Genomic DNA, 14848 nt, shown 5'->3' on the forward strand with positions numbered 1-14848 from the left:
GGATCATTCCTCCTTACTTATTAGCTGGCACTGGGTGTTCATAAAAGTCATGGGCAATGACGGTGTTGGGAAAAATCTCTCGAGCTTCCCGCAACAATTCCTCCGCCTCCTCACCTTGATATCTGGAGGAAATGTGACTGATGATCAATTGCTTCGCATCAGCGAGTTTGGCAAGTTGTGCTGCCTGGCGGGTGGTCGAATGGAAGTAGGCATATGCCAATTGTTCGTCTGCTCCAGCAAAAGTAGCCTCATGAACAAGGATGTCAGCATGCTTCAAATCGTCTGCCAAACTTTCGAGGTAACGGGTATCACCAAGGATGGCTAATTTGCGTCCACGCTTGGAAGGTCCGATGAAATCATCACGTTGAATGACTCTACCATCAGAAAGTTCTGTCGCTTCATTTTGTTTGATCTTTTGATAAATAGGGCCAGGGGAAATGCCGGCTGCCTTCAGTCTTTCAGGAAGGAGTTCCCCAGGTTGATCTTTTTCCTGAATAATATAACCGAAGCTTTCCAGTCCGTGCTCAAGTCGAATGCTCTCTACTAGTAGTCCCTCATCCTCGTAAATGACGCCTTCAGCCACTTCAATAATTTCCAGTGGGTAGGGGAGTCTGGTCCCGCTGACACGCAGTGCCGTTACTACATATTCTTTCAGCCCTTTTGGCCCGTATATGGTGCAAGGTGTTTCTCCACCTTGAAATGAGCGGCTGCTCAATAATCCAGGCAGGCCGTAAATGTGATCGCCGTGGAGGTGGGTGATGAATATTTTTTCAATCCTGCGTGGACGAATGTTCGTGCGTAAAATTTGGTGCTGTGTCGATTCTCCGCAGTCGAACAACCAGGTGCTCTGTCGTTCTTGAAGCATCTGTAAAGCTAACGCGGAGACATTCCGTTCTTTTGAAGGGACCCCTGAGCCGGTCCCGAGAAAAAATAATTCCATAATCTTTCCTCCTATATCGCTATCTTACCATTGGTAAAGACTGGTGACACGTAAAAAGAAAGACCCGTGCCTGAAGGGACGGATCTTTACCTGATAGAGTTACTTCCATGCTCGGGCATATTGCCGCGGACCTTCAAGAGAGAAGCCCAACTCATCAGCTGCCTGTTTTGACCAGTACGGGTTGCGTAGGAGTGCACGACCGATGAAAACCAAATCAGCACGTTCATTTTGCAAAAGTTCTTCTGCCTGGAGACCATGCGTGATCAAGCCTACAGCTCCGGTTGCGATGCCTGTCTCGCGCTTGATTGTTTCTGCATAAGTTAGTTGATAGCCTGGAAAAGGGTTGATGGAGGCAGGCACGACACCACCGGAACTTACATCAATCAAATCGACTCCCTGCTCTTTCATCTCTCCAGCATAATAGAGAAAATCTTGCATTGTATTTCCGCCTTCCTGGTATTCATCAGCTGAAATTCTTACCAATAATGGCCCCTCCCATACTTCCTGGACAGCTGTTATCACTTCTCTTAAGAAGCGGTAGCGGTTCTCTTTATTCCCACCATAATTGTCGTTCCGATGGTTGGTGAGAGGGGATAGGAATTGGTTGATTAAGTATCCATGGGCTCCATGGAGTTCAATAGTATCAAACTCAGCTTCTTTTGCTCTTCTGGCAGCTTCCTTGAATGCCATGACCACATGGTGAATATCATCCGTGCTCATTTCAAGAGGAGTTTGTAATTGTTCGTTGAATCGGAGTGCACTTGGGGCATAAATATCATTTTTCAGGTTCGCTTTTCTGCCTGCATGGGCAAGCTGTATGGCAGAAGCTGCACCATGACGGTGTATGCCTTCATTGATAATCTTTAAACCTTCGATATGATCGTCGCTCCAAATTCCAAGGTCTTCATGGGAAATCCGTCCTTCAGGGACGACAGCAGTGGCTTCAGTCATGACCAGACCTACTTGGCCTGCAGCACGACTTTCATAATGTGCAAAGTGAAAAGCATTTGCCGTTCCATCCTGGGTGGTGGATGAATACATGCACATCGGGGACATGACAACCCTGTTTTTCAGGCTGAGGTTTTTAATGGTATAAGTGGTAAATAATTTCGGTTTCATCCTAAATTCTCCTCCGTGACAGTAAATAGGTTATTTATATAATTTGCGATATTCCTTAGCCAGATGGGGAACATCAGTGAATATCCCATCACATTTTAGTTTAAAGCACTTTTTCATCTGCATTGGCCGGTTGACCGTATATATCCGGAGTGCCAGATTATGCTGACGACAAGCTTTTGCCAGATTGCTATTTAACAATCTGTATTTGGTGTGAAAGCCTGTAACTCCAATTTTTTTTAAGTGATTTGGCAGGTCTGGTACCTTCTTTGAGCTTAAAAAGGCGGTAGAGACGTTCGGATCGATTTTCTTCATTCGTTCCATGCTGGCAGCGTTGAAAGAGGAAATAACTGTTTTCTCAAGCACCTGGTATTTCTGGAGATGATCATAAACAATTTGCTCGAGCTGCTTATAGTCAATAACATTGTTTTTCAGTTCAATATTCAGGATAATGGATTTATCATGAACCCAGTCTAAAAATTCTTCTAATGCTACAATGGAAGTATCTGAAAATTTAGTAGAAAACCAAGTTCCGGCATCCAGCTTTTTTATTTCTTCGTATGTATAGTCCTGGACAAATCCGGTTCCATTGGTGGTCCGGCGGACGTTCTCATCATGGATCAGGATAGGGATGCTATCTTTGGTGAGTTGGACATCCGTTTCAATGCCATCCGCACCGGCATGATAGGCCAACTCGAATGCTGGCATAGTGTTTTCAGGTGCGAGCTTGCTTGCACCTCGGTGGGCGAAAATCATTGTTCCCAATTGTGTCACCTCTCGATATTTACTCTTTTTGATTGTGTGACATTTAATAAGAAAAGTCAATTTACAAGGAGTGGGTCGTCGATGGAAGTACAGTGGAAAACGAAAGGACAGTTGACTGATCTTTTATGTTCACTAGTCAATTATCAAAGTATTACTGGAAGTAACGATGAAATAGCCATTATTGAATACTTACAGCACCTACTGGGTACGAAAGCTTATTTCAAACAGAATCCGGATCACCTGCAAGTACACCCCTTGAAAGATGGCCGCCAGCTATTGACGGCTTTAGTTAAGAATGGGGAAGCGAAAGATACCATTGTGCTGTTATCTCATATAGATGTGGTAGGGATAGATGATTATGGATCGTTTCAGAACTTAGCATTTCATCCCAAAGAACTAACGAATGAATTGATGAATCATCTGGAAGAATTACCAGCGGAAGCTGCTGAGGATCTGCAGTCCGGCAAATGGCTGTTTGGGCGGGGTACCATGGATATGAAGGCAGGTCTCACGGTTCATTTATCCATATTAGAACAAGCAATGAATGGGACATTCGATGGGAATCTTTTGTTGCTGGCAGTGCCTGATGAAGAAGTCAATTCACTCGGTATGCTGACCGCTCTGCCTGCTTTAGATGAACTAAAGAATAGGCATGAGCTGAATTATAAAGCGACGATGAACGGAGAGCCGATGTTTCGTAAATACCCAGGAGACCCGGCTTACTATCTCTATACCGGGTCAATTGGTAAAGTGCTGCCCGGGTTCCTTTGTTATGGAAAAGAAACGCATGTCGGAGAACCGTTTGCTGGCTTGAATGCCAATTTGATGATCAGCTATCTAGCACAGGAACTGGAATTGAGTGAGGATTTTATTGAAACGGTTGGAGAAGAGACGACTCCGCCGCCTATCAGTCTGATGCAGCGGGATTTAAAAGAGGAATACTCCGTACAGACACCCCAGGCAGCAGTAGCTATGTACAACGTCCTATACATGGAACAGACGATAGCAGAAATCAATGAGAAGCTATTAGCTGCAGCTGGCAGGGCAAAACAAAAAATCCTCCAGCATTACAATAGTAAAGCCGAACATTATATTGCAGAAAATGAACGGACGTTTCTTGATATGGACGTGACCGTGCTTTCTTATGAACAATTGTACCAGGAGGCGGAAAAGCGTTACGGAAAAGGCGAGGTGGAAAGGCGACAGAACTTGTTGACTTCACAAAGGGATCAGGGAGACAGGGACTTTTCGACTTTGCTGGTACAGGACCTTGCCTCCTTGTGTAAAGACATCGGGCCTATGATTGTGCTGTTTTACAGTCCTCCATTTTATCCATCGGTGTCTTCAAAAAAAGACCCACTCATTGAATCAACTGTAGAAGCCTGTCAAAACTATGCGAAGAAGTCTTATGGTGTCGACCTTAAAAATGTCGAGTACTTTGCTGGCCTGTCCGATCTAAGTTTTATTGGACCAGTTTCTGCTGAGTCCCCTCTGGACGATCTTTTGGATTTGATGCCGATTCAAGGGCGTGGTTTCGAGCTTCCGGAAAATGTGATGCAAACGCTCAATATGCCTATCATTAATGTTGGCCCTTTAGGGAAAGACCCTCACCAATGGACCGAACGTCTGGAACTGGATTATTCGTTCGAGTATTTACCTGATCTGTTGCACTATACATTGAATAAACTGTTCAATAATTGAACGCCTGGCTGATCCGTAAAGATTCGGGTCAGCTTTTATCTTAGGCTCTGTAAACTTTATTGCTGATTTTTACAAGAGGCTTATTCAACTAAAGGGCCGAAAAGTCGAAGACTTGATTTCGAGATACTTTGGGTCTGTTGCAGAGTCAGGAGTAAAGGCGGCTGGGAAACGATTCGCTTTCCTGTGGGGGAGCTGGCAAGCTTCCTCGGGCTACGCCCTGTGGGATCTCGCCTAGCCCCTTCTCCCACGGGAGTCTCACCGTTTCCCCGCCACCCTATTCTTTTCGAGATAAACAGACCCTTACAATGAATGAAAATGTTTTTACCTATGCTGCATCCTGTGTATATCAAGGATTGTGGCAGTAATCCCTTTTTATGAATGCTCTTTGAAACGCTCCATGCCGGTGTTTCCGTTTTGCTCAGTTAACGCAAAGAGGTCCGGGAAATTGCGAGACTCCTATGGGAAAAAAGTACATGGTGAGATCCCGCAGGGCTTTAGACCGAGGAAGCTCACCGTACTCCCATGGAAAGCGGGTGATTTCCCGGATCTCCAGAAATACTAAACCGTAACGGAAATAGTTTATCTCGAAACTGAGTCTTCAATTAAAGGGAGCTTAACTGTAAAATGCACCATGAGATTTAACAGAGTCTTATCTTAAAAACTCTATTAATGGCGATGGTTTCTTATTCAACTATCGAGAGCTTTAATAGATGTAAAAAGATGAGAGAATGGAAAAATCATGCTACAATGGTATAATCAAATGAATGACTATTCAGTAAGAGAGAGGAATACGAATGAATATTGTGAAGCAGAAAATTCAACAAATAACGGTACCTACTCCCTACGCGGTAGGAGATGTACATGTTTATATCATAAATGGTGACCAGCTATCTATCATTGATGCTGGAGTTAAAACTGACGAGGCCTGGGAGGCTTTTGTTTTCCAATTGAAACAGCTAGGGTATGGACCCGAGGATATCGAGCAGGTTATTTTGACACATCATCATCCTGACCATATCGGTTTTATTGAATATTTTCCACGTCTTAATGAAGTGACTGCCCATCCTCAGGTAGACAGCTGGCTCAAACGAGAACCAGGCTTTTTGCAAAATTATCAAAGCTTTTTTCATTCTTTATACCAACAGGCTGGTGTGCCTGAGCGTTATCTTAGCTTTTTAAAGGAGTTGCGTAATCCTCTTGGCGATGTAGCAAAAGGAAATCTTACCAGCACCATTCTTGAAGGAGATTTGCTTCCGGGCCATGAGGAGTGGCGTGTAATTGCAACACCAGGTCATGCCCAAAGCCACTTGTCCTTTTATCGAGAACAAGATGGAGCTTTACTGGGGGGCGATCACTTGCTTGAGCATATTTCTCCCAATCCTTTGCTGGAGCCGCCACATAACAATAGTAAAGAAAGACCTATGCCAATGCTGCAATATCGTAACTCCTTGAAGAAATTGCTCCATTACGATATTAATCATGTCTACCCTGGCCATGGGAAAATATTCAGCCATGTACATGACTTGATTGACCGCCGTTTGGAAAGCCAGGAAAAGCGAGCGGCTAAAGTCCAGGAGATTATCGGGAAAGACGAAATGACAACTTTCGAAATTTGTGCCCGTTTGTTCCCTAAGCAATTCGAGAAGCAGTTCGGTCTCACCATGTCTGAAACAATCGGCCAGCTTGATTATCTAACCGACATTCATGCTGTAGGGACAAGAATCGATAATGGTGTGACTTTCTATAAAAACATGGAGGACTCGTGATGAATCCGTTAGTGAAAAATAAAAAAGTGCTGGTCACCGGAGCTTCTGGAGGAATTGGCCAATTCATAGCTATTCATATTGCTATGAATGGAGGGACACCTATATTAATAGCTCGATCTGCCGATAAGTTGAAGGTGATTGCCAGCATCCTGGAGGAAAAATTCCATGTTTCTTGTCACTGGTACCAGGCTGACCTGAGCAAAGAAGAGGAATGGAAGGCTGTCAGTGATCGTATTATCGCTGAGCATGATCGTATCGATGCATTGGTCAACAATGCAGGGCTGGGTGTCTTCGATTATTTCGCTCATTCGAAATGGGAGGACATCAACCGGATGATCCAGGTAAATATTACTGCTTTGCTCCGAGCAACTTATCAAGTAGTGCCGCATATGATAGCGCATGGTAATGGTCATATCGTAAACATCGCTTCCCAGTCTGGAAAGATGGCAACACCTAAATCGGCCGTATATGCTGCAACAAAACATGCCGTGCTTGGCTTTACGAATGCTTTGCGTATGGAGATGGCACACCATGGCATCCGTGTGACCGGTGTCAATCTTGGTCCAGTACGCACCAACTTTTTTGCCCAGGCGGATCCATCTGGCGATTACCAGCGCGCCGTTGAGCCATGGATGCTGGATGCCAATCAGGTAGCAAGGCGGATTGTGAATCAATTATTCAAGGACAAGCGGGAAATTAACCTTCCTGCCTGGATGGAAGCAGGAAGTAAATTGCACTACCAATTCCCTGGTCTGACGGAAAAGATGCTGCATAAACAATTCAATAAAAAATAACCTGGCGCCTTGATCGCCAGGTTTTTTGTATGCGATAAAACCTCTTCAATGTCTTTACATTAATTCCCTCTTGCATACACGAACGTATATTCGCATAATATAAAGTAAGACAAAATAAGGGGTGTGACGGAAATGAGTAATCCAGCAATCGATTACAAATTATTTCCGGAACGTCGAGTGCTTTGTATCGACATGAAAAGTTTTTACGCCAGCTGTGCAGCTATTTTACGGGGGCTGGACCCAATGACCTGTCACTTGGCGGTAGTAGCTGATACAAATCGTAGGGGCAGTGTGGTTTTAGCGGCCTCTCCCGCCATGAAAAAAGATTATGGAATTCGTACAGGGAGCCGGTTGTTCGAAATCCCCAATGAGCCGGATATTGTTATTGTTTCTGCGCAGATGAGTACTTACTTAGAGATATCTACTGAGGTGACGCGTCTATTTCATAAATACGTGCCGAAAGAAGCGATTCACACCTACAGTGTCGATGAAAGCTTTCTGGAAGTGGTTGGTAGTGAGCGGATGTTCGGTGACGCGGAAGAAATAGCAGAGATGATCCTGACAGAATTGGAAGATACCTTCCATCTCAAGGCGGCAATTGGAATCGGCCCGAATATGCTGATGGCAAAGCTCTGTCTTGATTTGGAAGCGAAGAAAAAGGGCATCGCCGAATGGACGTATGACGACGTACCGAAAAAGCTTTGGCCGGTTTCTCCACTTAGTGAAATGTGGGGAATCGGTCCACGGCTGGAACGACGATTGAACCGGATGGGAATCACCACGGTCGGTCAGCTCGCTCATTATCCACTGGAACGGTTGGAAAAAGTGTTCGGCGTAATGGGCAATCAACTGTTCTACCATGCACATGGGGTTGACCTATCCGAGCTTGGGGCGCCGATCATCCAGGGGCAGATCAGCTATGGGAAGAGTCAAATTCTTCTTCGCGATTATCACGATCCCGCTCACGTGAAACATGTCATGTTGGAAATGTGTGAAGAAGTAGCCAAGCGGGCGCGGAGCAATGATAAAGCAGGGAGGACCATCAGCCTCGGAATAGGCTATAGTAAAACCGAGGGAGGCGGAGGCTTCCATCGTTCACGCAGTCTGGATCAGCCGACCAACATTACGATGGATATTTATCATACCTGCCTCCAGTTATTCAAGGAATTTTATGAGGAAAAGACAGTGCGGAGTATTTCTATTTCTTTATCGAATATCTCGGAGGATGCGAGCATTCAATTGGATTTGTTCGACACCGGACGGGATCGGAAGCGGGATCTGGGGTATGTGATGGATGCCATACGGGACAAGTATGGCAGCGATTCGCTGCTTCGGGCGGTTTCGTATACCGAAGCAGGTACGGCTCTTCATCGCAGCGAGCTTGTCGGCGGACATTTCGCAGAGTGAATGCCAGCTATGGACAGTTCGGAATCCATGAGAATCCCACGGGAAAAGTGGCTGCTAAAATCCACGTTGTGAATTTGACCTTCTTTTTTGCCTGCGAATCAAAATTTCATTATGATGAAACTGACAGGAGGAATGGCTATGGAATTTACGATGACTAGTGAAGCAAAAACGAAGTTGCAATCGTTGAACCCGGAGAATAAGCGTTATTTACGATTGTTTTATGATACAGAAGGCTGTGGCTGTGGAGTCAATGGAGTACCGACACTCCGTTGGACGGAAGTACGGACCGAGTGGGACCAAGAGGTGAAAAATGACGAATTTGATGTGATCGTCCATAAGCAGCAGGCTGTTTTCTTCGCCAGGCAGTTGCGGCTTGCGGTAGTCAATGGGGCGCTTCGTCTGAGCAGCCCTAATGAAATACTTAACCCGGTCATCTCTGGGGCGGAAGTGATGAAAGGAGACAGCGCATGAGCAAGAAGCGGTCAACTGAAAAAGGTGTGTTGAGTGAACGCTTGAACGGGGACATCGTCAGCCAATTGCAGTCGAAAAAAACGAAGCTGAAACAAAAAGAAAAAAAAGAGCAGGAAAAAGAACGGAAACGTAAAATAGAAGAACGGAAGAAAAGAGAAGCCAACAAAAGTTTCGAAGAACTGTTGGAAGAAAGTGAAATGGACTGGAAGAAATTCAAATAATAAATCATATGGTTTAAAGGGACTCGGGGAAACGGTTCGCTTTCCGTGGGCGTGTGCTGATTCTCCTCTCGAGTTTCACCGTTTCCCTTCGCCCCTTTGCGATAAGTTTTTTTGAAAACATATCCTTTTCATTAACGAAATTAAGAAGGCTGCCGATAGAGGGAAACCCTCCGGCAGCCTTTACTTTATTCCTTGTTTTATTACCGGTGTTTCTGGTAAGTGATTGGATTGGTCAAGGCCTGGATTTCGCCGAAAATCTGTTCCGTCAACGGAGCGGATTCCAGGAACTCCAGGTTTTCTTCCAGTTGTTCCACAGAGCTGGCGCCGAACACGGCAGTTGCTACAGCTGGATGATGCAGCACATATTGAAGGGCTAGGGCGTTTAGGGTACGTTCTTCATTCGCATAATCCTCAAGTTTTTCTGTCAGTGCCAGCATTTCTTCATAACTGTATTCCAGGAAACCGTCTCTCGCCTTTGATTCCACGACTTTTGCGCCTTTATTGCTTAGCATGCCTTTTGCCAGCGGCCCCCGGGCCAGTACGCTGATGTTATTGGTGTGGAGGAGGTCAAGCATCTCCTCTTCCGGACGGCGGTCGAAAGCGTTATATTGCATCATGACACTTACAATGCTGGAGCGTTCTACATATTCACGGATAACATTCGGACGAATCGACGAAATACCATATTCTCTAATTAGGCCCTCCTGTTTCAAATCTTCAAACGCCTCGATGGTTTCTTCCATATTATCATCAATCGTACCACCATGAAGCTGATAGAGGTCGATATAATCGGTCTGAAGCCGCTGAAGACTGTCTTTTATCCCCTTCTTGATATGTTCCTTTGAAGGGTCCCAATGCCAGTCCTTTTTTTCTTTATCAAAATGGTTGCCGACTTTGGTGCCGAGAATGACATCCTGTCGCCGGTGCTGGATAGCCTTTCCGACGATTTTTTCATTTTCTCCAAAATCATATAAATCAGCAGTGTCCAAATAATTGATGCCTGCATCAAGCGCGCGGTCGATGATATCCTTCGCCTTTGTCTCTTCTTTACCAAGGTTCATACACCCAAGGCTAATTTCCGATACATGCAGGTCGGAGTTTCCGAGTTGACGTTTGTTCATTGGGAACATCCTTTCTTTATCAAAATTACCTCCACCATCCCCTTGTCGAATGGCAATGTGTTAGAATGGCGGTAGTGTAGCAGAGAGGGGTTTTGGTCATGAAAAAATTTGAAGAAAAAACGATTGCTACGGAGAAGATATTTAATGGTAAAGTGATAAAACTACAAGTAGACAGTGTTACTTTACCCGATGGCAATACATCTAAACGAGAGTTGATCAAGCATCCCGGTGCTGTAGCGATTATAGCATTGACGGATGAAAATAACATTGTTTTTGTTGAGCAATACCGGAAAGCTTTGGAGAAAAGCATCCTGGAAATACCAGCAGGGAAGCTGGAAGAAGGGGAAGCGCCTGAAGTGACAGCAAAACGGGAACTGGAAGAAGAAACGGGATATACGACAGAGCATATGGAAATGGTCACTTCTTTCTATACATCACCTGGTTTTGCTGATGAGCTGGTCTATGTGTATTTTACCGATCAATTACAACGCCTGGATGACGCTGTGGCAGGGGATGAAGATGAATTTGTAGAAGTTTATGAACTCCCTTTGGAAGAAGCAGAACGGTTAATGGCTGAACAAAGAATCCACGATGCTAAGACAGCCTACGCATTGCTTTATTTGAAAAACAGGAGAGTATGACATGGCTTTACATTCCTATTATGTCGATCTGCATATCCATATAGGTCGGGATTGGAACGGGCGACCAGTTAAAATCAGTGGTGGCAAATCGCTTACACTGACTAATATTTTAAAAGAAGCAAGCAGGCGGAAAGGCATGGACATGGTTGGTGTGATTGACAGTCATGCTCCTGCTGTCCAGGATGAACTGGAGGATTTTATTGATAGGGGATATGCGGAGGAATTGGAAGAAGGCGGAGTCCGATTTGAAAATACCACCCTAATATTAGGAGCGGAAGTGGAAATCTATGATGATTTTTGCCAGGGACCGATTCATGTGTTATGTTACTTCCCTTATTTTTCATTAATGAAGGAATTTACCGCCTGGCTGTCTGAACGGATGAAAAATGTCAATCTGAGCTCTCAACGTTATTATGGAAGTGCCCGGGAACTGCAAACCTATGTCCACAGTATGGGCGGCTGGTTCATCCCTGCTCATGTTTTCACTCCATTTAAGAGTTTATATGGCAAAGGAGTTAAACGTTCATTAGTTGAGGTTCTTGATCCGAAAAAAATAAATGCATTCGAATTGGGTTTAAGCTCGGATACGTCCATGGCAGAGCAGATAGAAGAACTATCTAGATATACATTTGTCTCTAATTCTGACGCGCACTCGTTGGCTAAGATCGGCAGGGAATATCAAAAGGTAAAGCTGCAGAACCCCTCTTTCCATGAGTTAGGATTAGCATTCCGGGGGCAGGAAGGCAGGAGCATCGAAGCAAACTATGGCATGAACCCCATGTTAGGGAAATATCACGAAACTGTTTGTAACGGCTGTGGAGCCAAGCTGGCAGTTTATGAACTTCCTTGTCCTGCATGTAATTCAAAGAAAGTGGTCAAAGGCGTAGCGGAAAGAATCAGGGAACTTGCTTCTTCCATTGACTCATACCCAAAGCGTCCGCCCTATATCTATCAGGTGCCTCTTGAATATTTACCTTCCCTGGGGCCCAAAACCTATGAGATTCTATTAGGAAGGTTTGGGACAGAAATGAACGTCATCCATCATGCAGGAGAGGCTGAGTTGAACGAAGTCATACCTGAAAAGCTGACTGCTCGCATTCTTTCGTTAAGAAAAGGAGAAGTAACAATCGAGGCCGGAGGGGGCGGGAAATACGGAAAAGTCCGGAGCAATTCATAGAATCGTTGGTCTACTTTCTTTCTTCACTTCATAGAGTTGTAATAGATAGCTTGAGAAGGGGTGGAGGAAAGCATGTACGCACAGCAACGGGTTTTGAGAAATCATTTTACCAGTTATATGAATATTTATATTTTCATATCCGTGCTATTCTTAATCGGAATCATATTTGGTGCAGTTATCGTAAATAGTATGAATTTCATTCAAAAGCAGGACCTTTATTTCTATTTGAATCAATTTTTTCAGCAGATGATCAACACCGATGTTGTTTCAAAGCCCACGCTGTTTTGGGATAGTTTAGCTTACCACTTGAAATATATGTTATTGATTTTTATACTGGGTATTTCTGTGATCGGTATGCCGGTCATTACGGTCTTATTATTCATTAAAGGTCTGGTCGTGGGTTTTTCCGTCGGTTTTTTAGTTAACCAGATGGGCTGGTATGGATTGTTCATTTCTTCTGTTTCAATTGCCCCGCAAAATCTGTTGATCATCCCGATTTATTTGATAGCAGGTGCATTAGCGATGATTTTTTCGATTACTTTATTCAGGCAATTGTTTTCCAAACGGGTCCACCAGCCGATTATGACTATTTTTCTTCAATACGGAATTCTGTTTGCCATTTTAATCGCATGTCTGGTGATTGCTGCCTTTATTGAAGCTTTTCTTTCCAATCAAACGTTAGAGTGGGTAGTGAAATGGCTTTATAAATAATGATTGTCAATATCAGATTAGAATGATTATTGGAAGTAGATTGTAATGATTGTAATTTGACACCTGTTCCTTCTCTGCTTATAATTAAAATGGAATTGCGAGGGAGGGGGACGCTACATGGAGCATCGTATCGAAAGAATAAAAAAACAGTTACATTCACAAAGTTACAAGTTGACCCCGCAGCGGGAAGCGACGGTACGAGTATTGCTGGAGAATGAAGAGGATCACTTAAGCGCAGAAGATGTTTACCTCCTCGTCAAAGAGAAGGCGCCAGAAATCGGCCTTGCTACGGTGTACCGGACCTTGGAATTATTATCTGAGTTGAAAATTGTCGATAAAATAAATTTTGGCGACGGGGTATCCCGTTATGACTTAAGAAAAGAAGGTGCCGAACATTTTCATCACCACCTCGTTTGTATTGAATGCGGTGCAGTGGAAGAAATAGAAGAAGATCTCCTTGGCGATGTAGAAAAATTAGTTGAAAACCAATGGGGTTTCCAAGTGAAAGATCATCGCCTGACCTTTCATGGTATTTGCCGCGTCTGTCAAAAAGAAACGGTTAAATCCTGATTGGATGGAACCTGATAATTTTATAGCATGAAAATAGTGAATGCGGAAGAACGTGTTCACTTTTTTGTTGCTTTTATCGCCTGTTTTGATATACATAGTATGGTAGTATGGAAGTGGAAAAAGTAGCTGGCTTTTGCTTTCAGCCTGGTCTTCTTTACATTCTATTATATTTATTGTAGTTTTAAAGTAGATTAGAATCTTTGTTTTATGTATATTTTCCTAGAGGGATGGCATACCTTGTTAATGAGATTGACAAGGGGGCGTGGTGATGAAACACGTATGGTCGTTCTTCAAGGATACGTTGAAGGTTCTTATTGTATTTGTCCTCTGTACTTCCTTTTTTTATATGGCATTACGAATGGTCCACCTGGAATATGAGCGTATGCATCGTTATGATGAGCCGAGGGGCGCGGCTGTAAAGGTGTTCAATCAGGAAGATATCAGTTGGCCAGAGCGATTATCGATTTTTTTTCAATTGGGAGAGTAGAGACGTATGCTGAAGCATGCACTGGAAGATTTTTTCCACTATTTGACTGTGGAACGGGGATTATCGGAAAATACAATCAAATCCTACCAGCGTGATTTAAGACAATATGCTGATTTTTTGGATAACCATTTGTCTATCAAAGCTTGGGATGATGTGATGAGAACGCACATCATGAAATATATGTACCATTTGAATGATGAAGGTCGTTCTTCCGCAACAGTAGCGCGACTCTTGTCCTCCGTCCGGCTTTTTCATCAATTTCTAGTCAGGGAAAAGGTGAGTGACCATGACCCGAGTCTCCACATCGAGACTCCTAAGAAAGAACGGAAACTGCCGAAGGTGCTTTCCACGGAAGAAGTGGACAAGCTATTGAACCTGCCAGGAGGAGATCCCCTCACTTTACGTAACCGTGCGATGCTTGAGATGCTGTATGCCACCGGCTTACGTGTTTCTGAGCTGATGTCTTTGAAGGTTACTGATCTTCATCTTACAATGGGATTTGTAAGATGTTTCGGCAAGGGGTCAAAGGAGCGGATCATTCCGCTTGGGGATATGGCTAAAGAAGCGGTAGAAGATTACTTAAGTAAATCGAGACCGGGCATAGTCAAGAAAAAACAGACGGAAGAGTTATTCGTCAATCATCATGGAAATCCATTATCCAGACAGGGTTTTTGGAAGATATTGAAAGCGGTTGCTCGTGATGTAGGCATCCAAAAAGCGATTACCCCTCACACGCTGCGCCATTCGTTCGCTACTCACTTATTAGAAAATGGTGCAGATCTACGAGCGGTGCAGGAGATGCTCGGGCATGCCGATATTTCAACTACGCAGATTTATACACATGTAAGCAAAACACGTTTAAAAGATGTTTATCGCTCGTACCATCCACGGGCATAAACTCTTTTTTACAAAAATAGTTGTCTGACATCCTACCTCTCTATTATTTGTGTAATGTTGGTA

Annotated in this window: 16 protein-coding genes; 12 read left to right on the top strand and 4 right to left on the bottom strand. The window is 44.1% G+C overall.

Translation table 11 applies throughout. The annotated features are described in order from the left end of the window. Window positions 1-13: 13 nt before the first annotated feature. The 3 genes from rnz to BLV00_RS08730 all read right to left on the bottom strand — a co-directional run bounded on the left by rnz (window position 14) and on the right by BLV00_RS08730 (window position 2812). Entirely contained in the window at window positions 14-940 is a 927-nt protein-coding gene (gene rnz / locus BLV00_RS08720; RefSeq protein ID WP_093044519.1) for a ribonuclease Z, read from the bottom strand. A 99-nt stretch (window positions 941-1039) separates the two neighbouring features. Then, window positions 1040-2059: an NADPH dehydrogenase NamA gene (namA, locus tag BLV00_RS08725; protein WP_093044521.1), complete on the bottom strand. Its 1020-nt coding sequence runs from the start codon at window positions 2057-2059 to the stop codon at window positions 1040-1042. 30 nt (window positions 2060-2089) lie between these two features. Beyond that, window positions 2090-2812, bottom strand: a complete 723-nt coding sequence (locus BLV00_RS08730) for a glycerophosphodiester phosphodiesterase (RefSeq protein ID WP_342722430.1) — start codon at window positions 2810-2812, stop codon at window positions 2090-2092. A 90-nt stretch (window positions 2813-2902) separates the two neighbouring features. Between BLV00_RS08730 and BLV00_RS08735 the strand changes: the two genes are divergently transcribed. The 6 genes from BLV00_RS08735 (at window position 2903) to BLV00_RS08760 (ending at window position 9181) form a co-directional block, all read left to right on the top strand. Then, window positions 2903-4522: a M20/M25/M40 family metallo-hydrolase gene (locus tag BLV00_RS08735; protein ID WP_093044525.1), complete on the top strand. Its 1620-nt coding sequence runs from the start codon at window positions 2903-2905 to the stop codon at window positions 4520-4522. A gap of 794 nt (window positions 4523-5316) precedes the next feature. Next, window positions 5317-6288: an MBL fold metallo-hydrolase gene (locus BLV00_RS08740; RefSeq protein ID WP_176791421.1), complete on the top strand. Its 972-nt coding sequence runs from the start codon at window positions 5317-5319 to the stop codon at window positions 6286-6288. Beyond that, the gene (locus BLV00_RS08745; RefSeq protein ID WP_093044527.1) at window positions 6288-7082 is read left to right on the top strand and encodes an SDR family NAD(P)-dependent oxidoreductase; all 795 of its coding nucleotides are present in this window, start codon (window positions 6288-6290) and stop codon (window positions 7080-7082) included. Before BLV00_RS08740 ends, BLV00_RS08745 begins: the two co-directional genes overlap by 1 nt. Before the next feature lie 132 nt (window positions 7083-7214). Further along, complete coding sequence (locus BLV00_RS08750) at window positions 7215-8489, top strand: Y-family DNA polymerase (RefSeq protein ID WP_093044529.1); 1275 nt, start codon at window positions 7215-7217, stop codon at window positions 8487-8489. A gap of 138 nt (window positions 8490-8627) precedes the next feature. Further along, window positions 8628-8960 carry an iron-sulfur cluster biosynthesis family protein gene (locus BLV00_RS08755; protein WP_176791423.1) on the top strand — a complete coding sequence of 111 codons (333 nt, stop codon included), beginning with the start codon at window positions 8628-8630 and terminating at the stop codon, window positions 8958-8960. Beyond that, window positions 8957-9181, top strand: a complete 225-nt coding sequence (locus tag BLV00_RS08760; protein ID WP_093044533.1) for a DUF3886 domain-containing protein — start codon at window positions 8957-8959, stop codon at window positions 9179-9181. The genes BLV00_RS08755 and BLV00_RS08760 overlap by 4 nt, the downstream gene beginning before the upstream one ends. A 200-nt stretch (window positions 9182-9381) precedes the next feature. Here BLV00_RS08760 and BLV00_RS08765 read toward each other — a convergent pair whose 3' ends face one another. Then, complete coding sequence (locus tag BLV00_RS08765; protein ID WP_093044535.1) at window positions 9382-10302, bottom strand: aldo/keto reductase; 921 nt, start codon at window positions 10300-10302, stop codon at window positions 9382-9384. A gap of 98 nt (window positions 10303-10400) precedes the next feature. Between BLV00_RS08765 and BLV00_RS08770 the strand changes: the two genes are divergently transcribed. From BLV00_RS08770 to xerD, 6 genes are all read left to right on the top strand, one after another. Next, window positions 10401-10943 (top strand): NUDIX hydrolase, encoded by a 543-nt coding sequence (locus BLV00_RS08770; protein ID WP_093044537.1) that lies wholly within the window; start codon window positions 10401-10403, stop codon window positions 10941-10943. A gap of 1 nt (window position 10944) precedes the next feature. Continuing rightward, a complete protein-coding gene (locus tag BLV00_RS08775; RefSeq protein WP_093044539.1) occupies window positions 10945-12120 on the top strand; it encodes an endonuclease Q family protein in 1176 nt (391 codons plus the stop codon). A gap of 72 nt (window positions 12121-12192) precedes the next feature. Next, window positions 12193-12831, top strand: coding sequence for a stage II sporulation protein M (gene spoIIM, locus BLV00_RS08780; protein WP_093044541.1), 639 nt, complete (start codon window positions 12193-12195; stop codon window positions 12829-12831). Between the two features lie 117 nt (window positions 12832-12948). Then, on the top strand, window positions 12949-13401 hold the full coding sequence (fur, locus tag BLV00_RS08785) for a ferric iron uptake transcriptional regulator (RefSeq protein ID WP_028783110.1): 453 nt from the start codon (window positions 12949-12951) through the stop codon (window positions 13399-13401). Between the two features lie 268 nt (window positions 13402-13669). Next, complete coding sequence (locus BLV00_RS08790; protein ID WP_093044543.1) at window positions 13670-13888, top strand: DUF4227 family protein; 219 nt, start codon at window positions 13670-13672, stop codon at window positions 13886-13888. Between the two features lie 6 nt (window positions 13889-13894). Beyond that, the gene (gene xerD / locus BLV00_RS08795; protein WP_093044545.1) at window positions 13895-14785 is read left to right on the top strand and encodes a site-specific tyrosine recombinase XerD; all 891 of its coding nucleotides are present in this window, start codon (window positions 13895-13897) and stop codon (window positions 14783-14785) included. Window positions 14786-14848: the final 63 nt, after the last annotated feature.

Origin of the sequence: Thalassobacillus cyri (assembly GCF_900107755.1) — a bacterium.
GTDB classification, from domain to species: Bacteria; Bacillota; Bacilli; order Bacillales; family Halobacillaceae; genus Thalassobacillus; species Thalassobacillus cyri.